The sequence below is a fragment of the Lentzea nigeriaca genome, assembly GCF_016907955.1.
In the GTDB taxonomy this organism is placed as follows: Bacteria; Actinomycetota; Actinomycetes; order Mycobacteriales; family Pseudonocardiaceae; genus Lentzea; species Lentzea nigeriaca.
Window position 1 is genome coordinate 15464 of record NZ_JAFBCX010000021.1, and the last position, 22724, is coordinate 38187.

10 protein-coding genes are annotated in these 22724 nt (G+C 70.2%); all 10 read right to left on the minus strand.

Annotated features, from left to right (window positions below; translation table 11 throughout):
* Positions 1–10: 10 nt before the first annotated feature.
* The gene (locus tag JOD27_RS39600; RefSeq protein ID WP_204767507.1) at positions 11–970 is read right to left on the minus strand and encodes an alpha/beta hydrolase-fold protein; all 960 of its coding nucleotides are present in this window, start codon (positions 968–970) and stop codon (positions 11–13) included.
* Positions 967–2658 (minus strand): ABC transporter ATP-binding protein, encoded by a 1692-nt coding sequence (locus JOD27_RS39605; RefSeq protein WP_204767508.1) that lies wholly within the window; start codon positions 2656–2658, stop codon positions 967–969. Before JOD27_RS39605 ends, JOD27_RS39600 begins: the two co-directional genes overlap by 4 nt.
* Entirely contained in the window at positions 2645–13492 is a 10848-nt protein-coding gene (locus JOD27_RS39610) for a non-ribosomal peptide synthetase (protein WP_204767509.1), read from the minus strand. The genes JOD27_RS39605 and JOD27_RS39610 overlap by 14 nt, the downstream gene beginning before the upstream one ends.
* A gap of 15 nt (positions 13493–13507) precedes the next feature.
* Positions 13508–15304, minus strand: a complete 1797-nt coding sequence (locus JOD27_RS39615) for an ABC transporter ATP-binding protein (protein WP_204767510.1) — start codon at positions 15302–15304, stop codon at positions 13508–13510.
* A gap of 27 nt (positions 15305–15331) precedes the next feature.
* On the minus strand, positions 15332–16360 hold the full coding sequence (locus JOD27_RS39620) for an iron-siderophore ABC transporter substrate-binding protein (RefSeq protein ID WP_204767511.1): 1029 nt from the start codon (positions 16358–16360) through the stop codon (positions 15332–15334).
* Positions 16361–16457: 97 nt separating this feature from the next.
* Complete coding sequence (locus JOD27_RS39625) at positions 16458–17279, minus strand: ABC transporter ATP-binding protein (protein ID WP_204767512.1); 822 nt, start codon at positions 17277–17279, stop codon at positions 16458–16460.
* 29 nt (positions 17280–17308) lie between these two features.
* On the minus strand, positions 17309–18358 hold the full coding sequence (locus tag JOD27_RS39630) for a FecCD family ABC transporter permease (protein WP_204767513.1): 1050 nt from the start codon (positions 18356–18358) through the stop codon (positions 17309–17311).
* Positions 18355–19413, minus strand: coding sequence for a FecCD family ABC transporter permease (locus JOD27_RS39635; protein ID WP_204767585.1), 1059 nt, complete (start codon positions 19411–19413; stop codon positions 18355–18357). Before JOD27_RS39635 ends, JOD27_RS39630 begins: the two co-directional genes overlap by 4 nt.
* Before the next feature lie 52 nt (positions 19414–19465).
* Positions 19466–19909 carry a hypothetical protein gene (locus JOD27_RS39640; RefSeq protein ID WP_204767514.1) on the minus strand — a complete coding sequence of 148 codons (444 nt, stop codon included), beginning with the start codon at positions 19907–19909 and terminating at the stop codon, positions 19466–19468.
* Positions 19910–19992: 83 nt separating this feature from the next.
* A complete protein-coding gene (locus JOD27_RS39645; protein WP_204767515.1) occupies positions 19993–22656 on the minus strand; it encodes an AfsR/SARP family transcriptional regulator in 2664 nt (887 codons plus the stop codon).
* Between the last annotated feature and the right edge of the window lie 68 nt (positions 22657–22724).

The window sequence follows — 22724 nt, forward strand, 5'->3', positions numbered from 1 at the left end:
CCTGATCCGGTCACGGCTCGCTGAGCAACCAGGCCACGTCGCGGACCAGTGCGTGCCGCCACCCGACGCGGTCGTGCCCGGCGGGGGACCGGTTCACCCGCACGGTCGCGCCCGCGGCCGACGTCAGCTCCTCGACGGCGACGCAGTGCCGGTGCATCTTCGGTTCGTGCTCGCCGACGTCGAACGCGACGCGCAGACCGGACAGATCGGCACCCGAGAGGCGTGCGGCGGTGTCACCGCCTGCCGGGCCGTCGAGCGAGATCCCGTGGCCCGGCAGGTCGCGTGACCACCAGAACGAGCCGGACTGGCACGCCACCCGCGACACCAGGTCCGGGAAGTCCACCGCCGCCCGGAACGCGCTCAGCCCGCCGAGGCTCTGGCCCGCGACCACGAACTTCGCGAGGTCGACCGTCACTCCGTTGGACGCGAGCAACGGCAGCAGCTCGTCCCGGATCGCCTGCCACAACGAGGGATCGCTGTACTCGGCTTCGCGATCACGTGGCGTGGGCAGGAAAACCAGGGTGGCGGGCGGCATTTCGCCGTTCTTCACCGCCGACTCGAACGCCGTCACGGCCGGGTGCACGTACATCCAGTCGTCGCCGTCGAGCAGCAGCACGACGGGTTCGCCGCCTTGGTACACGCGAATGGTTTTGCGCCCCAGCGTGCCGTTCCAGCGGATTCGCAGCGGAGGCACGTCCAGTACCTCGTCCGGCCCGACGACCGGCCAGTGCGGCTGCGGTTCCAGGTCCGGCGTCGAGAAGATCGACCGGTTCGGGCCAGCGCCCGCCGGGTTGAGCGGGTCGGCGTGTTCCACGCCTTCGCTGAGAAAGTGGTACGTCACACGCAGCCGGGGCGGCATCTCGACTTCGGCGAACCAGACACCGTCGTCCCGGCGCTGCAGCTCGACCGGCTCCAGCACGCTTTCGAACCGCAGCGTCGCCGGGCCGCCACGCCACTCGAACAACGTCATCGGGCCACCGCCAGCTGGTAGGAGGAGTCACGGCCGAGCAGGTCGCGGTGCGTGCCCTCGCCGGTCACCGTGCCGTCGTCGAGGACGATCACGCGGTCGGCGACGTCGAGCAGCGCCGGGCTGCTGGTGATCACGACCGTGGTGCGGCCGCGGCGCAACGCCGTCACGTTGCGGGCGATGAGCTGTTCGGTCACCGCGTCGACCGCGGTTGTGGGGTCGTGCAGCACGAGGATTTCCGGGTCGGCGGCGAGGGCGCGGGCCAACGACAACCGCTGCCGCTGGCCGCCGGAGAGGTTGGCGCCGCGGTCGCGGACCGGGTAGTCGAGGCCTTCGGAGTGCAGGTCGACGACGTCGGTCAGCATCGCAGCGGCGACGGCCTCGTCCACCAACGAGCTGGTACCGGACGGATCGACGTTGTCGCGCAACGTTCCCGCGAACACCTCGTGGTGCGACGGGTTGACCAGCAGGTGCGTCCGCACGCTCTCGATCGACAACGACGAGAGCTCCCGCTTGCCCACCTTCACGACACCCGAGTACGAAGACGGTGGCACGTCGACGGAAAGCACCGCGGCGAGCTCGGCGGCGGCCTGCGGCTGGTAGGCCGCGATCGCCACGAACTCGCCTGGCCGCACCGAGAAAGTCAGGTCCCGCAACGTTCCGTGCGTCAGCGCCTCGACCTCGAGGCCGCCGTCCGGGCCGGGCACCTCGACGCCCGGCGTCATGCGCGGGGGTGCCGCGAGGATCAGCGCCATCCGTTCGGCGGACGCCCGCGCGATCATGACGTACTTCGGCATCTCCGAGAACATCTTCAGCGGCTCGATCAGGAACTGCGCCAGGCCGACGGCCATCACCAGCTGACCGACCGAGATCTGGCCGTGGAACGTCAGGTACCCGGCCCACAGCGTCACCGCCGCCGCCAGCAACGAGTTCAACGCCAGCGCCGAACCGGCGTAGACGCCGTTGACCCGCGCCACGACGATCGACTGCTTCTTCGCCTCCGTGCTCACCCGGCGGTACGCCTGGAACGCCGCGTAGCTGCCGCCGAACCCGTGCAGCGGACGCAGTCCCGCGATCAGGTCGGACACCTTCGCCCCGGCCCGCGCGACCTTCGCCTGCTGGACCTGCGTGCTCGCCCCGATCCGGCGGGACATCACGCTGAGCACGCTCAGGATCGTCACGGTGCCGGCGAAGACGAGCACACCGAGCGGCACGCTGATCACCGCCAGCACCGCACCGGTGATCACCACCGACACCAGGGAGCTGATCAGCAGCGGCACCACCTCGATGATGTCCGCCGTCTGGTCGGCGTCCTCGGTGGCGATGGTGAGCACCTCGCCGGACTTCAGGTCGACGTCGCGCGCCACCGGCTGCAGGCCGTGGTCGGCGACGGCGACCCGCCACCGGTGCGCCTCCGTCGTGTTCGCCTTCTGCAGGATCCGCATGCCGAACCGCCACGAGTACGACACGGTCGCCATGACGAGCCCGAGCGCCGGCAACGCGAGCCCGAGCGAGCTGAGCTGCCCGCCGCGCAACGCGAACTCGACGATCACGCCGAGCAGGATCGGCACGGCGGTCTCGGCCGCCTGGTACGAGCCCATCAGCAGCGTGCCGGACGCCATCGCGCCGACGTTGCGGCGCAACGCGATCCGCAGGATCTCCCGGCCGGTGCGGACTTCAGTGTTCGTCAACGTGCCGCGCAATCGCTTCGGGGGTGGAGAGGGACAGCAGGTCGCGGATCGTGACCACCGGACCGAACTCGCGCCGCAGCAACGCGATGAGCCGCACCGCCAGCATCGAGTGGCCGCCGAGGTCGGTGAAGCCGCTCGTCATGCCCACCTCGTCCTCGTCGAGGTCGAGCGCCTCGGCGAACAGCTCGCGCACCACGGTCTCGGTCTCGGTCAGTTCCCGGTCTTCCTGCGTGACCAGGGTGCCGAGCGGACGCGCCTCGGGCAAGGCGCTCGTGTCGGCTTTTCCGTTGACCGTCAACGGAATCGCGTCCACCGCGGCGTAGTGCGACGGCCTCAGGTAGTCGGGCATCCCGGTACCGACCTCGGCCGCGATCGACGGGATGTCCGCCCCGTCCTCGAGGACGAGGTAGGCCGCGAGCCGGTACGCGCCGTCGACCTGCGGGTCGGACTGCGCGACGGCGGCGACGAACTTCACGCCAGGATGCGCGGCGAACCGCGCCTCGACCTCGCCGAGCTCCACCCGGTGCCCGCGAATCTTGACCTGCTTGTCGGTGCGGCCCAGGTAGAGCAGGTTGCCGTCGGGACGACGGATCACCAGGTCGCCCGTCCGGTACATCCGCTCGCCCGGCACCCACGGGCACGCCACGAACCGCTCGGCCGACTGCCCCGGCTGCCCGAGGTAACCCCGCGCGATGCCGACGCCCGAAACGTAGAGCTCGCCCGCGACACCGTCCGGGACGGGCCGCAGCCACGGGTCGAGCACGTACACGTCGGTGTTGTCGATCGCCACGCCCACCACCGGGTCGACGCAGTCGAACGTGCCGACGCCCAGCGTGTTGATCGTGTACTCCGTTGGCCCGTAAAGGTTGTAGCCGATCGTGCCGGGCGTCTCGGCGAGCAGCTCCCACAGCGTCGGCGTGACGGCCTCACCGCCCAGCAGCACCAGCGCAGGCCTGTGCTCCGCGGCCAGCAGACCTTCGGCCACCAGCTGCTGTGCGTAGGTCGGCGTCACGTTGATGACGTCGATCTCGTGCCGCCGGCAGTACTCGACGAGCCCGGTGGCGTCGCGGCGCAGCTCCTCGTCGCAGATGTGCACCTCGTGGCCGTCGGCGAGCCAGAGCAGCTCCTCCCACGACATGTCGAACGCGAACGACACGGTGTGCGCGATCCGGAACGTCCGGTGCCCGTGCTCGGCCAGCACCGGCTCGAAGATCCGCCGCTGGTGGTTGACCAGCATGTTGGTCAGGCCCGCGTACTCCGTCACCACGCCCTTGGGCTTGCCGGTCGAACCCGAGGTGTAGATCGTGTAGGCCGCGTGCTTGAGCCTGTTCGGGTCGTCCGGCGCGAACGTGACCACGGGCTCGGCGTCCGGCCACGGCTCGTCGAGCACGAACAGCTCGCCTTGGATCCTCGACGCCACCGCGCTGGTCGTGATGATCAACGACGGCCGCGCGTGCTCGACGATCGCCGCGATCCGCTCGTCCGGGTGGTCCAGCTCCAGCGGCACGTAGGCCGCACCACAGCGCAGGATTCCGAACAGCGCCACGACCCAGTCCAGCGAACGCGGCACCGCGATGGCGACCGACGTCTCCACACCGATGCCCTTGCTGGACAGCACACCCGCGAGGTGGCGGCTGCGGTCCCTGAGTTCCGCGAACGTCATCGTGCTGCCGTGCGCGACCAACGCGATCCGGTCCGGATTGCGGTCGGCCGCCTCGTCGAACAGGTCGACGACGGTCCTGGTGCCGAAGTCGTTGGGGGCGTTGAGCTCCGGCACAGGGCCGGTGGCGCGGATCGCCCCCACCGGGCCGTCGTGCTCGGCGAGATCACCGAGGATTCGCAGGTACTCGTCGAACAACCGCTCCGCGGTGGCGGGTGCGGTGATCGCGGGCCGGTACTCCAGCTTGACCGTCAGCTGCTTGCCCGGCGTCACCACCCACGTGAACGGATAGTGCGTCGAGTCCTCGAACTCGTGCGCCGTGATGTGGTTGACGGCGTTGAACTCGGTGAACGTGTCGTCGTCCAGGAAGTTCTGCAGCACGAACAGGCTGTCGAACAGCTGGTCCTGACCGCTCGCGCGCTGGATCTCGCCCAGCCCGATGTGCTCGTGCTCCATCGCGTCGACCCGCGCCGCCTGCACTCCGGCGAGGAACTCCCCGACGCTGTCGCCCGGCCGCGCGGACACCCGCATCGGCACGGTGTTCAGCAGAACACCGACGATTCCTTCGGTGCCTTCCTCTTCGCGCCCGGAGACCGTCACGCCGAACACCGCGTCACCACGCCCGGTCTCGCTGCCGAGCAGCAGTCCGAGCGCACCGGTCACCACCGAGTTGAGCGTGACACCGTGCGCCCGCGCCGCCTCACGCACGCGGTCGGACTCCTCGACCGACAGCGTCCGCAGGATCTTGACCGGCAGTGTGTCCGAAGTAGACTGTCCAGCCAGCAGCGTCGGTCCCGGCAGGTCCGCGAGGTACCGCGCCCAGAACCGTTCGGCGGTGTCCGCGTCCTTCGCGGCGAGCACGCGGGCGTACTCCTCGAAGCTCGGCGTCGCCGGAGCGGAGTCGACCGGATCACCGGTCAGGATCGCCCGATAGGCGTCGAAGAAGTCGCGCAGCACGATCTCGCGCGACCAGCCGTCCCACAGCAGCAGGTGATGGCTGAACAGCAACGCGTCGCGGCCGTCCGGCGGCCGCAGCACGGCCATCCGCACCAACGGCGGCGTCTTGAGGTCGAAGCCCGTCGCGCGGTCCTCGTTCCTGATAGCGCTGACAGCTTGCTCGTTCAGCACGTCGACCACGCTGACCGGAACCCGGCCGCCGGGCGTGAGCACCTGGACCGGCGAGCCGTTCTCGTCCGACTCGAAGCCCGCGCCCACGACCGGGTGCTTCACGATGACGTGCGCCATCGCCTGTTCCAGCGCGCTGACGTCGAGCCTGCGGTCGAACGTGAAGCAGCTCTGCGCCACGTAATGCCCGGCGTCGCCCGCGAGCTCGGCCTGGAAGTACAGACCGCGCTGCAACGGCGTCACCGGCGCGGTCCGGCGCGCGGTCACCGAGGCGTCCGCGATCCGCTCCAGCGCGAGCAGCCAGCGCGCCGCGATCTCGTCGCTGACCTCCTCCGTGAGCGCGAACGTCGCGCGCAGGCTGCGGGTCGTGGCGTCGAGCCACGCGTTGACCTCGACCGCGTACGGGCTGGGCAGCGGGCAGTCGACGTGCAGCGCCTGTGACTCGCTGCCCCGGCCGAGGTAGTTGAACAGCACCTGCGGCCGGGGGAGTGCCGCCAGGACCGGGGCGGTCTGCGGGTTGAGGTACCGCAGCTGGCCGTACCCGACGTGTGCTTTCTCGTCCGGCTGGCGCTCGGCCAGCTCACGGGCGGCCTCGACGGGATCGGTGCGGGGGCTGAGCTTCACCGGCGCGATCGACGTGAACCAGCCGACCGTGCGGGTGAAGTCGTGGTGCTCCCGCACCGGGACGCGGCCGTGGCGTTCGAGCTCGATCACCAGATCCGTCGGCGTGGCCTGGGTTTCGCTCAACGCCGTCCGCAGCGCGCCGCACAGCAGCTCGGTGAGGCCGAGGCCGAGCGCGGTCGGGGCAGTGTGCACGACGCGGTCGGTGATCGCGGCCGACAGGGTGACGGTGACTTCGCGCAGCTTGCCGAGGTCTGGCGTGAGTGTTGGCGTGTCCAGCACCTCGACCCAGCGCTGCAGATCATCGCCGGACTGGGCGTCCAGCATGAGGGCGCTGGCGTAGGCCGAGAACGGGGTGGTGGTCGGTGCCAGGTCTTCGCCGCGCATGGCTGCTGCCATGTCGTCGAGGAGGATCAGCCAGGAGACGGCATCCACGGCGAGGTGGTGGACCACGACGACGAGCGTCTTGGTGGACTCCAGCCAGGTGAACGCCGCCATGACCCCGGCCTCGGGGTCAAGCCGGTCGGCGGCCTCGTCGGCGGCGTGTTCCGGGTCGTCAAATCCGCTCGAAACCACCCCGATGGCACCGGCCTCGTTCGCGCTGACCTGCGGTTTCGCCGAACTGTCAGACCCGCTTGAGACGATTGGAGTGGGGACCCGATCCCCCCAGGGGGTCTGCCAGTCGGAATCGATTCCGAGCGTCCACACGCCGTGCGTGACCGTCAGCCGCATCCGCAGCGCCGCGTGAGCCTTCACCACGGCGGCCGCCGCGCGTTCTGCCTCAGCGAGGCTCGCGCACGGCAGCTGCCGCGCCTGAGCGAAGCGCCGAACATCCCCGCCGATCTCCCGCTGCCGCAACACGATCGGCGTGGGCACCACCGGCCCGTCCTGCTCGACCACCGCAACCGCGGCGGCAACCGGCGCGACGCCGAACTTCGCAGCGAGCGCCCGCGGCGTCTTGCACAGGAACAGATCCCGAGGCGCGAACCGCACCCCGAGCGCCCGCGCCCGGTTCACCACGCCGATCGCGATGATGCTGTCCCCACCGGCCGCGAAGAAGTCCGTGTCAGCGTCCACAGAGGACCCCGGCAGCGCGGCCGCGAACACCTCCACCAGCGACGCCAGCGCCGGAGCCTCGGCAACCGGCGCGGGTGCGTCCTCCGCGCGAGCCCGCTCGGCCAACGCCTTGCGGTCGAGCTTGCCGTTCACGGTCAGCGGCAGCGCGTCCAGCGGAATGACCCGCTGCGGCACCATGTGCACCGGTAGCTTGGCGCCCAGAGCGGCCGGGACGTCCACCGACGGCGTGCCCACGACGTGCGCGACGAGGTGGTCTGCGCTGTCCGCCACGGTCACCGCCACGTCGACGACGCCGGGAATCTCCAGGATCGCCGACTCGACCTCGCCGAGCTCGATGCGGAAACCCTTCAGCTGCACCTGGAGATCTGCGCGACCGAGGAACTCCAGCTCGCCGTCGAGGTTGCGCCGAGCGAGGTCACCAGAGTGGTACATGCGGGAACCGTTGCCCGCGAACGGGTCCGCGACGAACCGCGACGCCGTCGACCCAGGACGGCCGTGGTAGCCGAGCGTGACCTGTGGGCCCGCCACGTAGATCGTGCCGACCTGGCCCGGCGGCACCGGGCGGAGCCGATCGTCGAGCAGATAGCACCACAGACCCGCGATCGGCCCGCCGATCGGGCTGACCTCCAGACCGAAGTCACGGTCTTCCAGCAGCCGGTACGTGGTGTGGACGGTGGTCTCGGTGATGCCGTACATGTTGACCAGCTCGGGCCGATCCGTGCCGTACCGCGCGACCCAGTCGCGCAGACGCCCCGGATCGAGCGCCTCACCGCCGAAGATCACTCGGCGCAGCGCGATCAGCGGCCGGGCGCGCAGGTCGGCGTCGGCGAACTGGTAGAACGCCGACGGCGTCTGGCAGAGGATCGTGACCCCGTGGTCGAGGACGAGCCGGCGGAAGTCCACCGGTGAGCGGGTCAGGCTGTGCTCGGGCACGATCAGCCGGCCGCCGTGGGTCAGCGCACCCCACAGCTCCCACACCGCGAAGTCGAACGAGTAGGTGTGGAACTGGGTCCACACGTCGGACGGCCCGAACTCCATCTCCGGCGCGGTGTTGACCAGCAACGAGACCACGTTCTCGTGCGACACCACGACACCCTTGGGCCGGCCGGTCGAGCCGGACGTGTAGATCAGGTACGCCGGATGCCGCCAGTCCACCAAAGGCTCGACGAACGAACCGGGCACCACGTCGTCGATCGACAGCACACGGGCCGACACACCCGCGCGGTCCAGCATCGCCGCGAAACGTTCCTGCTGGCCCGGTTCCACCAACGCGACCTGAGGCGCGGCGTCCGCCAGAACGAACTCCAGGCGCTCGTCCGGGTAGGCGAGGTCCAGGGGCACGTACGCGGCACCCGCCGACACGACCGCGATCAACGCGGTGACCTGCTCCAGCGACCGCGGCAGCGCGACGGCGACCCGCGTGTGCGGGCCGACACCACAAGACTGCAACGTCGCCGCCAGCCTGGTCCTGGCCTCGGCCAGCTCTCCGTAGGTCATCGACTCGGACGTGCCGTCGAGGCGGCAGAACGTCACGGCGGTCGCGGCCGGGTCGCGCTGCGCCGCGCGGTCGAAGAGCCGCGCCAGCGTCACCGGCTCGATGTCCGCGCCGGCACGGGTGTCCGTCAGCACGGGAACCGGGATCCGGGAACCGGTCAGCAACGCCGTCAACGTGTCGGCGAACGCCCGCACGATCCGTTGCGCGCCGGTCTCCCGCACCACGAGCGTGTCGTAGATCAGGTTGAACCGCAGCGTGCCGTCGTGCTGGCGTTGAACCTCGATGGTCAACGGGTAGTGCGGCGCTCCCTCGTTCACGACGCCGGCGATCTCGAACCCCGCCGAGGAGAACCGCGACACGTCCAGCGCGATGTCGAACACGACCAGCGTGTCGAACGCCGCCTGCCGCCCGATCCGGGAGAGCGACACGTGCTGGTGCGGCAGCACGGCGGTCTGGTGCCGCTGCACAGAGGCCAGCAACTCACGAGCCGACGTCGAGCTGGACCACTTGGCGCGCACCGGAATCGTGTTGATGAACAGCCCGACCATCGAGTCGATGCCGGGCACGTCGGCGTCCCGGCCGGACACGGTGGAGCCGAACACGACGTCCCGGCGCTCGAGGATCGCGCCGAGCGTCACACCCCACGCGCTGTGCACGGCGACGCTCAACGAAACCCCGGCTGCCCGCAGCATGTCGTCGAAGCCGGCGGGTGCGTCAACAGCCGTGTCAGCGAACCGTTCCGACGGCTGATGACCTTCCACGACCAGCGACGGGCCGGGCAGTCCTTCGAGTTCCGCGGCCCAGACGCGGTCGCTTTCCGCCGGGTCGCTCCGCACCAGCCAGCGCACGTAGTCGGAGTAGCTGCCGCGCGTGTGCACCGACCCCGGCGCGTCGTACTCGGCGAGCAGCGCGCGCAGCATCGGCGGCACCGACCAGCCGTCGGCGATGATGTGGTGCACGGTCTGCACCAGCACGTACCGCCCCGGCGCGGTGCGGATCAGCGTGAAGCGCATCAACGGCCCGCGGGCGAGGTCGAACCCGGCGACGCGGTCCCGCTCGGCGAACTCCTGGACGTCCTCGTCGGTCATGCCCTGACCGTCCACGGTGGAGAACTCCGGCCGCACGCCGGACTCCAGCACCGAGACGACCCGCCCGTCGGGCAGGCTGACGAACCGGGCGGCGAGGTTCGGGAACAGCCCCAGCAGGCGCGTGGCGGCCGCTTCGAGCCTGCGTGCGTCCACGGATCCGATCAGCGTCAGCAGCTGCTGCTCGACGTACCGGTGCGCCGACTCGTCGTCGAACACCGAGTGGAAGTACATGCCCTCCTGCAAGGGCGTCAGCGGCAGGACGTCCCGCAACGCCGGGCTGTCGAGCGCGTCGACGTCGGCCTGGGTGAGGGGCACCAGGTCGAAGTCGCTGGGGGAGTGCCCGCCGCGGGTCAACGCCGCCAGGCCCTCCAGCGCTTCGGTGAAGTAGGCGCCGATCGTCGCGATGTCGGCCTCGCTGAAGACCCCCGACGGCCACGAGATGACCGTGACGAGCTCCAGCCGGCCGTCCGCACCCGGCTCGGCGGAGGCGTTGAACTCCAACGCGCGCGGCAAACGCATCGCCGGGTCGCGCTTCTCGCCGAGCCGGCCCGCGTTCTCCGCGAGCTGCCAGTCGCCGGTGGTGCCGCCGCTGAACCGGCCGAGGTAGTTGAACAGCACCTGCGGCCGCGGACCGTCGAAGCTGGTACGCCCCAGGTACTTCAGCGCACCGTACGAGACACCGTTGCTCGGCACCCGCGCCAGGTCTTCCTTGACCCGCTTCAACGCCGCGGCCAGGTCGTCGTCAGAACCCGGATCGACGGTCACCGGGAACAACGTCGTGAACCAGCCGACCGTGCGGGACAGGTCGGGGTCGAGCGGCACGAACCGGCCCTCGCGACCGTGACCCTCCAGCTCGACGTGCGCGAACGTCTGGTCCTGACCGTTGTCGCGGCGCCACTTGGCCAGCGCGACCGCGAGACCGGTCAGCAGCACGTCGTTGACCTTGGCGTGGAACAACGCGGGCACGGCGCCGAGCAGCGCGGCCGTGGCCTGCGGGCCGACTGTGAACGTGCGCATCCGTTCTGCCGCAACGACATCGTCGTCGGCGAGCTCACGCCGGCCGAGCAGCTGATCAACGCCCGGCAGCGCGCGCTCGTAGTACGAGCGGTCCGCCGAGAAGTCGGCCTTCTCCAGCAGCTGGGTCCAGCGGCGGAACGACGTCCCGACGGGCCGGAGCTCGATGACCTCGCCAGAGGAAACCTGCTGCCACGCCTGAGCGAGATCGTCGAACAGGATCCGCCACGACACACCGTCAATCACCACGTGGTGGATCACGAGGACGAGCTGCCGGGCGTCGGACCGCCACACAGCGCGCAGCATGATGCCCGCGTCGGGGTTCAGCCCTTCGGTGGCCGCCACAACGCAGTCTTCGAGCGATGCGTTGCTCTCTTCCCACAACGCATGGCCGTCCGAGGGAATGTCGAACGACCAGCGCTCACCACGAACGAGCCTGGCGCGCAACATGTCGTGCCGCTCGACGACAGCGTTGAGGATCGCTGTGAGCGTTTCGCCTGTCAGCGAGGCAGGGGTGTTGAGCACGACCGACTGCACGAACCCGGCGATCGCGTCGGTCGTCTCACCGAGCCACTGCACGATCGGCAGACCGGCCACCGGCCCGGTCGGAACGTCGTCGTGGTCGACGGCAGAGGCGCCGTCGAGCGACGCGACGGCGGCGAGCGCACGTGGAGTCCGGTTGACGAAGATCTGGGTGGCCGTGACGAAGATGCCCACCGCCCGCAACGCGGACAACAGCGAGATCGCGAGGATGCTGTCGCCGCCCAGCTCGAAGAAGTCCTGGTCGGCACCGACCTGCTCGACCCTCAGCACCGACGCGGCGGCGGCGCAGATCGCGGCCTCGACGTCGTTGGCGGCGGCGGTGACCGGCCCGGTCTCGGCCACGGGTTCCGGTAGCGCGCGGCGATCCAGCTTTCCGTTGGGGGTCAACGGGAACTCCGGCATCACCACGATGTGAGCGGGCACCATGTACTCGACGAGGTGCTCTGCGGCCCACTGCTTCACGGCGTCCGCCGTCAGGCCGTCCTCGGCGGGGACGACGTACCCGACGAGGTAGTTGCCGCCCGCGGAGTTCTTCGCGACCAGCACACAGGTGTGGCGGATCTGCGGGTGCTCGGCGAGGGCGACCTCGACGTCCTCCAGCTCCAGCCGCATGCCGCGGATCTTGACCTGGTTGTCGACGCGCCCGAGGAAGTCGAGCGATCCGTCCGGCGCGAACCGCGCGAGGTCGCCGGTCCGGTAGAGGCGCGAACCGTCCGACGCGAACGGGTTGGCCACGAACCGCGACGCCGTGAGGCTGGGAGCGTTCACATAACCGCGGCCCAGCAGGAAACCGCCGATGTAGAGCTCGCCGCCGACGCCGGGCGGGCACGGCCGCAGCTGGTCGTCCAGCACGTAGAGGTCGGTGTTCGGGTTGGCCTTGCCGATCGACGTCGACAACCGCTCCGCCTCGCCGCGGTAGATCACGTGCGAGACGCCGATCGTGGCCTCGGCGGGACCGTAACCGTGGTACATCGGGATGTCGAGCTGCGTGCGGAACCGGTCGTAGAGCTCGGGGGTCAGCACCTCGCCGCCGCACCACACGTGCCGCAGGCTGTCGAGTTCGCCGTCGCCCGCGATGTCGAGCAGCACGTCGAGCATCGACGACACCAGGTACACGAACGTCACGCGGTGCCGGGCGATCGTGTGCAGCAGGTGGTGCGGGTCGCGCTCGCCACCGGACCGCACGACGACGGTCCGCCCACCGCACACCAGCGGCAGGAAGATCTCGTTGATGGAGATGTCGAACGACAGCGGCGCCTTGAACAGCGACGCGTCGGAGTGTCCGAAGTGGAGGATCAGGTCGACCTGCCACAGCAGGCGCTCGCTGATCGCCTCGTGCCGGATCATCGCGCCCTTGGGGCGGCCGGTCGAGCCGGACGTGAACATCACGTACGCCAGCTGAGCCCCGGCGATCGTGACGTCAGTGGGTTCGGCCGAGTAGTCCGAGAAGCCCCACGAGTCGAGGTCGACGGCGACCACCTCGGGCTCGTCTTCCCGGCCAATGCCGAGAAGTAACGCGACCTGGGCATCGGTGATCACGGACTCGCGGCGGGACGCCGGCCACCGCGGGTCCAGCGGCACGAACGCGCCACCGGCCTGCAGCACGGCGAGCAGGCTGATCACCATCTCGGCCGAGCGATCCAGCGAGATGCCGACGACCTGTTCGGTCCGCAGGCCGCGCTCGATCAGGTGCCGGGCCAGCTGGTTGGAACGGGCGAGCACCTCGCCGTAGGTGAAAGCGCGGTCACCGTCGTCGATCGCGACGGCGTCCGGGCGCAGCGCGGCCTGCTCGCGGAACAGCTCGACGATGCTGGGCCGCTCGCGCGGGAAGTCGTTGTCGTTCCAGCGGGCCAGGTCCGCGAGCCGCTCGTCGAGGGTCTGCGCTGTGATCGTCCCGATGGCGCGGTTCGGGAACTCCGCGAGGTCGTCCAGCGCCCGCTGGGCCTCGATCGGATCGACGCCCTCGGGCAGCGGGATGGCCCAGCCGTCCGGAGTTTCGGTGACGTCGGACTCCTGGCCCTTGTCGGCCCAGACGAGCACGTCGCCGAAAAGCGTTGCAGGCGTGAGATCGAGTCCATCGACTGCGAAACCGGGCTTCGCCCAGTGCGTCAGCGCCACGGCACTCGCGACGGCGATGGTCCGTTGGGGGTACTCACCGGCACGGCGCCGAACAGAGGCGATCCGATCGGACGAAAGCAGCACCAGTTCCATGAAGGTGAGCCTAACCTAACTAGCGGCTGACCCGAATCGCCAGGCGGCCCAAAGTGCCGCGTAACGCCCGTCACGCGCGACCAGTTCCTCGTGCGTGCCCTGCTCCAGCACGCGGCCCGCTTCGAGCACGGCGATCCGGTCCGCCGCGATCGCCTGGGTCAGCCGGTGAGCGACCAGAAGCGTCGTGCGGCCTCGGCAGGCGGCCAGCGCGGCCCGTTCGAGCGCGGCGGCACCCTGGCTGCCCGCCTCGGCCGTCGACTCGTCGAGCACGACGACGGGGGAGCGGCCGAGCACGAGCCTGGCCAGTGCGATCTGGGCGATCTTGGTGACGTCGAGGCGTTCGCCACCTTCGCCCACGTCGGTCTGCAGGCCCTGCGGAAGCGCTTGCGCCCACGTGTCCGCGCCGACCGTGCGCAGTGCGTCCATCAGCTCGTCGTCGGTCGCATCCGGTGCGGCCAACCGCAGATCCTCGGCGAGCGGACCGGCGAAGACGTGGGCTTCCTGGGTCAGGATGCTGACCAACGCGCGGGCGCCCGCCTCGTCGACGTCGGCGAGGTTCGTCGGTCCGATGTGGACTGAACCGGTCAACGGGGTGCCGGTCCCGGCGACCAGTGCGGCCAGCGTCGTCTTGCCCGCACCGGTCGCGCCGACCAGCGCCAGCGAGGTGCCCGCGGGGATCTCCAGGTCGATGTCGCGCAACACGTCGTGCTCGGACTCGGGATAGCGGAAGGAAAGTCCGCGCACCGACACCGGAAGCGGCTCGGCGCTGTGCGCGACCCCGGCCGCGCTGCGGACGAGCGAGTCGCCGTCGGACTCCGTGAGCACACCGACGAGCCGGGTCAGCCCGGCACCGGACTTCTGCGCCTCGTCGAAGAACGCCATGATCAACCCGAGCGGCACGAACAGCTTGTGGAAGAGCAGCGCCGCGACGGAGACCTGGCCGAGCGAGGACTGCCCGTTCGTCACGAGGACGTAGCCGACGACGATGATCAGCCCGAGGCCGATGAACTCGGCGCGGTTCTCCCTGCCGATGAACCGGCCGAAGAACCGGAAGACTTCGATGCCGATGTCGCGCACCCGCCACGACTCGGCGGTCACCTTGTCCCGGAACGTGTTCTCGAGGCGGTAGGCGCGGATGGTGGCGATGCCGTCGAGGCCGCTGATCAACGCCTGCGCGCGGTCGGCCTGCGCCTCGGACCGGGCGCGGTAGAGCGGCTGCGAGCGCGGCAGGTACCAGCGCAACGCGAAGGCGTAGGCGGGAAGCGCGCACGCACCGGCGACACCGAGCCGCCAGTCGAGGCCGAACATGCCCGCGGTGGCGACGACGACGAGCACGACCGCGGAGAAGATCGTCGGAATCGCGGTGCGGAAACCCTTGGAGATGATCGCGACGTCGTCACCGACGCGCGACAGCACGTCGCCGCGACCCACCTGCTCGACGCGCGCGCTCGGCATCCCGAGCACCGCGCGGACGGCGCCTTCCCTCAGTCGCGCCAGCATTTCCGCGCCGAACCGGCCGACGAGGCAGGTGGAGACGGCGGTCATCACCGCACCGGACAGCGCGGCCACGACCGTCGCGATCCCGATGGACCAGAGGATCGACGCGTCGCGCCCGCCGACGATCCCGTCCACGACGGTGCCCAGCAGGAACACCGGGACGATCTGCAGCACCGCCCCGGCCACCGTCGCCAGCACGGTGGCGATCGGCAGGCCGGGAGCGGTGCGGCAGTGGTCGAGCACCCAGCGAAGGGCCTCCCGTCCGGTCGCCGTGCGCAGGGTTTTCGCGGGCGCGCCAGAGACACTCGTGGTCACGGGGGAGACCTTTCGCAGGAGTGTGGATCAGCCGGCCGACTTGGCGGACTTCACCAGCTCGTCGATCGCGTACGGCAGGGACGCGAGGGTGGCCTGCGACATCGCGGCACCGACGGCGGGACCCTCGCTGTCGAGGATCCAGTGGACCTTGCCCGCCTTGACCGCGGGCAGGTTCGCGAAGAGCTGGAAGTTCTTCAGCGACTTCTGGTCAGCCTCGTCCGCGATCACGAAGACGCGGTCGACGTTCATCAGGTCCATGCGCTCGGGCGACAGCGCCACGTAGAACTTGCCGGCGGCGATCTCGTCGATCTTCGTGTTGCCCTTGAAGCCGATGCCGCTCACGAGCTGGCCGCGGACGTCAGTGGTGGTGAACGGTGCGACGGCGTCCTTGTACCACGAGGTGACGACGGCGGTCTCGTTCGCCCACGCGGGGTTCGCCTTCTTGGCGTCGGCCATCTTGTCGTCGATCGCCTTGATCATCTTGGCGCCCTCGTCGGCCTTGCCGAGCGCCTTGGCGACCTGCAGCGCGTTGTCCTGCCACTTCGCGCTGAACGGCTCCTTCTCCTCCTTGGTGCGGCCGACCGTCGGAGCGATCTTGCTCAGCTTGTCGTACCAGGCCTGGTCGGCCTCCGAGTACACCGCGATGATCAGGTCGGGGCGCAGCTGGGCGATCTTCTCGTAGTTCGGCTCGGTGTCGCCGTTCTTCAGGACGACCTCGGGCTTGGCCGAGCCCCACTTGTCCTTCACCCAGGCCCATTGAGTGTTGATGTCCGGGGTCTTGCCGTCCGGGTTCGGGTACTGGTCGACCATGCCGACCGGCACGGTGCCTAGCGCGAGCATCGTCTGGTCGTCGGTGTAGCCGAGGGAGACGACGCGCTTGGGCGCTTCCTTGATCTCCGTGGTGCCGAAGAAGTGCTCGACCTTGGCCGGGAACGTGCCACCGGAGGCGTTGTTCGCGCCGGGCGTCGACGCCGGAGTGGAGGAACCGCACCCGGCGAGGACGCCGGCACCGACCACCACAGCTGTTGCCGCAGTGGCCAATCGCTTCCAGGTCATGGTCGTTCGCTGGCCCATTCGGCACCTCGTTCTTCGCTGCCCACGCGGCGGGGAGATTAGGACAGGCGAACCTTACCACCCGTTAGGGCAGGCTAACCTAGCTCTTTGTCACGGCCACGTGAGTCCGGCCGATGGGCACGATCAACGGGCGTTCGCTGACCGGGTCGTCGATGACCTTCGCCTGCAGGCCGAACGTGTCCAGCAGCAGCTCGCTGGTGATCACCTCGCTCGGATGTCCTTGCGCGACAATGGATCCCGACTTCATGACGATCAGGTTGTCGCTGTAGCGGACGGCCAGGTTGAGGTCGTGCAGGACCATCACGATCGTGCAGCCGCCCTCGTGCAGGTCGTCGACGAGGTCGATCACGTCGATCGCGTGCGCGAGGTCGAGGTAGGTCGTCGGCTCGTCGAGCAGCAGCAGGTCGGTGCCCTGGGCCAGGGTCATGGAGATCCACACACGCTGCCGTTGACCACCGGAGAGCGAGTCGACCGGGCGGTGCGCGAGATCGGCGACACCGGTCATGTGCAGGGCTTTCGCCACGACGTCCGCGTCGTCGCTCGACCACTGGCGCACCCAGCTCTGGTGCGGGTGCCGGCCGCGGGCGACCAGGTCGGCGACCGTGAGGCCCTCCGGCGCGATCGGGGTCTGCGGGAGCAGACCCATCCGCTTCGCGACGTCCTTGGTCTTGAGTCGCGCGATGTCGTGGCCGTCCAGCAGCACGGTTCCCTGGCGGGGTTTGAGCAGGCGCGACAGCGTGCGCAGCAACGTCGACTTGCCGCAGCCGTTCGGGCCGATGACCGTGGTGATCACACCGGTCGGGATGGTGACGTCGAGGTTGTCGAGGACGACCCGGTCGGCGTACCCGACCGTGACGCCCTCGGCCCCCAATCGGGCGGCATCGTTGCGCAGCGCGGTCATAGGGCAACCTTACTTAAGAGAGGGTTACCTCAGGCCGCGCGCTTGAGGTTCGCCCGCACCAGCAGGTAGACCAGGAACGGCCCGCCGATGATCGCCGTGACGATGCCGACGGGCAGGTCGTTGGGCAGCACGGGCCGTGCGATGAGGTCCGAGCCGATCAGCAGCAGCGCACCGAAAAGGCCGGACGCGATCAACGGCGGTACCGGCGTGCGCAGCAGTCGCATGGTGATTTGCGGCGCGACCAGGGCGACGAACGGCACCGGTCCGGCGGCCGACACCGCGACCCCGGCGAGCAGAACCGCGCAGAGCAGCAGCACGGCGCGCACGGCCGAGTACCGGACCCCGAGTCCGGCGGCGACGTCGTCACCGAAGTGCATCGGCTGCAGCTGGAAGGCCGTGACCAGCACGACCGCGATCAACGCGACGGTGACCCAGAGCGTCGTCCACACCTCGCCCCACGACCGCGAGTCGAGCGACCCGACGAGCCACGCCTGCGCGCGGGCGACGTCACGGATGTCCGCCAGCACCAGCAGCCACGTCGTGAGCGCCTGCATGACCGCGCTGACCGCGACGCCGATCAGGATCAGCCGGAAGCCGTCGATGCCCCGGCGCCACGCCAGGAAGTAGACGAGCAACCCGGTCAGCAACCCACCGGTGAGCGCGGCGGCCGGCAACCCGATCGTGCCGGTGACCACCGCGCCGCCGGTGGCCGTGACGAGGAAGACCGCGGTCGCGCTGGCACCGCCGGTGATTCCGAGAACGTCAGGACTGGCCAACGGGTTGCGCGCGATCGACTGCGTGAGCGCGCCGGAGATCCCGAGCGCGGCGCCCACGATCAGGCCGACGAGCGCGCGCGGCATCCGCAGGTCCATGATCACGAACTCGTCGACCCGCTCGCCCTGCCCGAAGATCGTCCTGATCACCGAGGGCAGGTCGATCGTGAAGTCGCCGACCGAGATCGACACGCAGAAGACGAGGAACGTGAGCGCCGCGAGGATCGTCGTGACGAGCACGATCCGCGGCCGCCAGACCCACGACCAGTTCCCGACGCGAACGCCGGGGTGCATCTGTGTGCTCATGCCTGCCTGAACTTCCCGAGCCAGACCAGCGCCGCGAAGAACGGTGCGCCGATGATCGCGATGACGATGCCCGCCTGCAGCTCGGCCGGCCGCACGACGAGCCGTCCCGCGATGTCGCCGACGAGCAGCACGCCCGCGCCGAGCAACCCGGCGTACGGCACCAGCCACCGGTAGTCCGGCCCCGTGAACCACCGCGCGACGTGCGCGACCATCAGACCCAGAAACGCGATGGGCCCACACGCCGCCGTGGCCGCGCCCGCAAGCAACGTGACAGCCACGACGCCGATGGTCCGCCCGGCCGCGATGTTCACGCCGAGCCCGCGCGCCACGTCGTCACCGAGGTTGAGCAGGTTGATCGTCGGCAGGTTGAGCAGCGCCAGGATCAGCCCGGCGGCCACGAAGATCGCCGCCACCACGATCACGTCCCACCCGACGCCCTGCACCGAGCCCGCGTTCCAGTAGCGCAGGACGTCCAGGGTCTGCTTGTCGGACAAGGCGACCGCGGTGGTCATCGCGGCGAGGAACACCGTGACGCCCTGCCCGGCCAGCGCGAGCGTCAGCGGGTTGCCGGACCCGCGCCCGAGGCTCGACAGCCCGAACACCAGCACCCCGGCGCCCGCGGCCCCGATGAACGCGAACCACAGGTACTGGATCGGGTTCTGCAGCCCGAGGAGGTAGACCGCGAGCACCACGGCGAACGACGCCCCGGAGTTGACGCCGAGCAGACCGGTGTCCGCGATGGGGTTGCGGGTGTGCCCCTGGATCAACGCCCCGGCGACCCCGAGCGCGAGCCCCGCCACGATCGCGAGCACCGTCCGCGGCACCCGCAACGTCTGCACGATGAGCGTGATCTCGGTGAGCCGCTGGTCGGTGCCGGGATCACCGAACAACCCCTGCCACACCTCGGCGGGGGTCAGCGACCGCGCGCCGATGACCAGCGACAGCACCGCCGCCACGGCGAGCAACACCACCAGCGACACCAGGCCGATGCGTCGCCGCCGCTGCGGACTCGCCCCGGCCGGCGCGGGTTCCAGCCCGCGTTGCTCCACCACCATGCTCACGACGGGCTACGTTAGCCGCCGCCCGCCGCATCGACCAAGGGCACCCTTACCTAACCCTGGTCTCGATGGCCCGCACGGTCTTCTCCAGCGCGCCGCCCAGCACCTTCTGGCCGAGCAGCCCGAGCGACAGCCCGAGCAGGCGGCCCTTGAAGTTCTTGCCTTCGCGCACCACCTCGGCGTGCACGACAGTCGTTCCGTCGGCCTGCTTCGTGAACGTGTAGGTGTGGCCGGACCTGCCGCCCCACACGTTGGAGTCGACGGTCCGCAGCACGACGTGGCTGAGATCCGACCAGTCGTAGTGCAGACGCTCCCAGATGCCGCCGGAGCCCTCGGTCACGTCGGCGTAGGCGTCGCCCAGCTCGTGCACCTTCAGGAAGTCGTCGGCGCTGTTCGGGAAGAGCGTCGCGCGGCCGGGACCGAAGTCGGTGAGGCCGGCGACGAACTGCTCGGGCGTCGCGGTGGTCTGCTGGGACAGCGTGATGGTGGGCATTTCCCTCGCTCCTCGTGATGCTGTGTGCAGGAGCAAGACTCGTCGTTTTCGGCTGGCTTCGCGCCCGTGAGAATCCCTGGTGATCAGTCCCCCAGGGTCACGTGGATGGCTGCCAGTTGCTTGCGCACCCGGTCCGCCTCCTCCTCGCGACCCTGCTGCTCGAGCAGGTCCAGAGCCTGCTGCCACACCTCCGCCGCCCGGTCGAGCTGTTCGAGCGCCAGGTGCGGGTCGCCGAGGCCCACGAGCACCGTCGCGGTGGTGTAGTCGTCGTTCTCGGCCCGGTACAGCTCGGCGGCGCGTTCGTAGAGTGCGATCGACTCGGCGTGGTCGCCGACCTGGTACGCGATGCGGGCGAGCGTGTCGACGGCCGTCGCCTCGCCCTGCCGGTCGCCGAGTTCGTGGAGCATCTCCAACGCCTTGGTGGCGTGCTCGCGGCCTTGTCCGGTGTCGCCGACCTCCGCGGCGCAGTAGCCGATGTTGTTGTGCGCCAAGGCGATCAGCATCTGGTTGCCGGTGCGCCGGTAGTGCGGCAGCGCGGCCTTGGCGTGCTCGTACGCCCGGTGGTGCTCGGACCTGCTGGTCCACAGCCACGTCAGCGCGCCGTGGGCGGACGCGAGAGGCAGTGGTTCGCCTGCCTGCTCGGCCAGGGCGAGGGAGGCGTCGAGGTGGTGCTGGGCCTCGTCGAAGCGCTGGACCTGGCCGAGGCTGCTGCCCATGATCCGGTGCGCGACGACCTTCTCCTGCAGGTCGTCGGCGGCTTCGATGGCTGTCTGCCACATGGCCAGCTCGTCGTCGAGGTGGCCGCGCAGCTGGTGGTAGGCGTGCGACACCCTGGCCAGCAGCACGACCCGGTCGTTCCAGCCGCGCTGGGCCGCCACCTGCTGCACGGCCCTGCGGGTGGCGCGTTCGGCGTCGAACCAGGCCAGGGCGCAGGCCTTGTCACCGGCGGGGGTGATCACGGTGCCCGCGGCCGGTTCGCTGAGGTCGATCAACGGGCGGTGCGGGTCGATCAGCCGGTCGTTGGCGTGGCCGGTGTGCACGTGATGGTCGACGAGCCTGCGCAGCGCCTCGTCGGCCGGTGCGGGCATTTCGGCCGCGTACGCGCGGACGAGGTCGTGCATCCTCGCGCGGAAGCCGGCGCCGATCGAGATCAGCGAGGCCTGCTCCAGCGCGCGCAGAGTGGCTCCGGCGTCCCTTGTGGACACCCCGGCGAGGCTCGCGGCGGCTTCGAGGCTGATGTCCTCGCCCGGCGCGACGCCGAGCAGGGCGAACATCTGCCGCTGCTCGTCGGTCAACGCCCGGTACGACCAGGAGAGCACGACCGGGAGGCTGACGCTCGGGTCCGCGTCGAGCGCGCCGAGGCCGAGTTCCTCGAGCTGGCGGGCGATGGCGGCGAGCGACAGGTCCGGTTCGGTGAGTACGCGGGCGCCGACGATGCTCAACGCGAGCGGCAGCCCGCCGCACAGGTCGATCAGCCTCGCCACGGCGAGGGGTTCGGCGTTCAGCCTGGTCGTGCCGATCCTGGTGGCGAGCAACGTGCTCGCGTCCGCGTCGGCGAGCACGTCGAGACCGACGGGCTGCCTCACCAGGCCTGGCAACCGGTTGCGGCTGGTCACGAGTACCCGGCACGTGTCGCCGCCGGGCAGGAACCCGACGACCTGGGAGGCGTCGGCCGCGTTGTCGATGACCACGAGCAGGCGCCGCCGGGCGGCGAGGCTGCGGAACAACGCGGCCCTGGCCGGCGGGTCGGCCGGGATGGCGCCCGCGTCGAGGCCCAGCGCGTGCAGGAACCCGCGGATCGCGACGTCCGGTTCCATCGGCGTCTCGTCGGGGCTGAAGCCGCGCAGGTCGACGAACAGCTGGCCGTCCGGGAAGCGGTGCAGGTTGCGGTGCGCCCAGTGCAGGGCGAGCCACGTCTTGCCCATGCCGCCCGCGCCCGCGATCGCCGCCACACCGGTGCGCACGGCGTCGTCCAGTTCGGCCAGGTCTTCCTGCCTGCCGACGAACTGCGCCGGGGCCGACGGCAGCTGACGCGGGACCGCGGCGGGTCGATCGCAGGTGAGCAGCTGTTCGTGCAGCCGCTTGAGGTCCACGCCCGGCTCGGTGCCGAGCTCGTCGATCAGCCGGGTGCGGACGACCAGGAACTGTTCCAGGGCCTCGGAAATCCGGCCGGCCTGCGCGAGCGCCTGCAGGTGTTGTGCCGCAACGCGTTCGTCGAGGGGATGCCGCACGGCGAGCGCGGAGATCGCCGCGAGGACCTCGGGGCCCTGGCCGAGCCGCAGCCGTTCGTCGATGAGGTCGAGCTCGGCGGCGTCGCGTTCCCGAGCCAGGTGGTCGCGGGTCAGGTCGGCCCACGAGCCGCCGATCCCGGTCAACGGCTCGCCGCGCCACACGGCGAGTGCCTCGGCGAACAGGCCCTGGTCGCGGAGTTCCCTGAACCGCAGCAGGTCCACAGAGGACTCGTCGGTGGAGAGCACGTACCCGTCGGGCCTGGCCTGGAGCTCGACCCCGGTGCCCGCGAACGCCTGCCGCAGCCTGGAGAGGTAGCTGTACAGCGTCGCCCGTGCCTGCGGTGGGGGCTGATCACCCCAGACGCGGTCGATCAGCTGCGTGACCGGGACGGGCCTGTTGACGTCGATCACCAGCGCCGCGAGCACACACCGCTGCCGCGCGGGTCCCAGTTCGACGTGGCGACCTCCGACCCGCGCGGTCACCTCTCCGAGCAGGCCGATCTCCACCAGCGGCATGAGTCGAGTCTATGCCGTCGCCCAGAAGCGCCCGGCGAGCTGCCGGATGTACGTGTTCCAGCAGCTCG

What these genes read in the sequence shown, in the direction of transcription:
- JOD27_RS39625 (WP_204767512.1), bottom strand. Translation starts at nt 17,279, where the DNA reads ATGACCGCGCTGCGCAACGATGCCGCCCGATTGGGGGCCGAGGGCGTC.
- JOD27_RS39645 (WP_204767515.1), bottom strand. Translation starts at nt 22,656, where the DNA reads ATGCCGCTGGTGGAGATCGGCCTGCTCGGAGAGGTGACCGCGCGGGTC.
- JOD27_RS39630 (WP_204767513.1), bottom strand. Translation starts at nt 18,358, where the DNA reads ATGAGCACACAGATGCACCCCGGCGTTCGCGTCGGGAACTGGTCGTGG.
- JOD27_RS39635 (WP_204767585.1), bottom strand. Translation starts at nt 19,413, where the DNA reads ATGGTGGTGGAGCAACGCGGGCTGGAACCCGCGCCGGCCGGGGCGAGT.
- JOD27_RS39610 (WP_204767509.1), bottom strand. Translation starts at nt 13,492, where the DNA reads ATGGAACTGGTGCTGCTTTCGTCCGATCGGATCGCCTCTGTTCGGCGC.
- JOD27_RS39640 (WP_204767514.1), bottom strand. Translation starts at nt 19,909, where the DNA reads ATGCCCACCATCACGCTGTCCCAGCAGACCACCGCGACGCCCGAGCAG.
- JOD27_RS39600 (WP_204767507.1), bottom strand. Translation starts at nt 970, where the DNA reads ATGACGTTGTTCGAGTGGCGTGGCGGCCCGGCGACGCTGCGGTTCGAA.
- JOD27_RS39620 (WP_204767511.1), bottom strand. Translation starts at nt 16,360, where the DNA reads ATGACCTGGAAGCGATTGGCCACTGCGGCAACAGCTGTGGTGGTCGGT.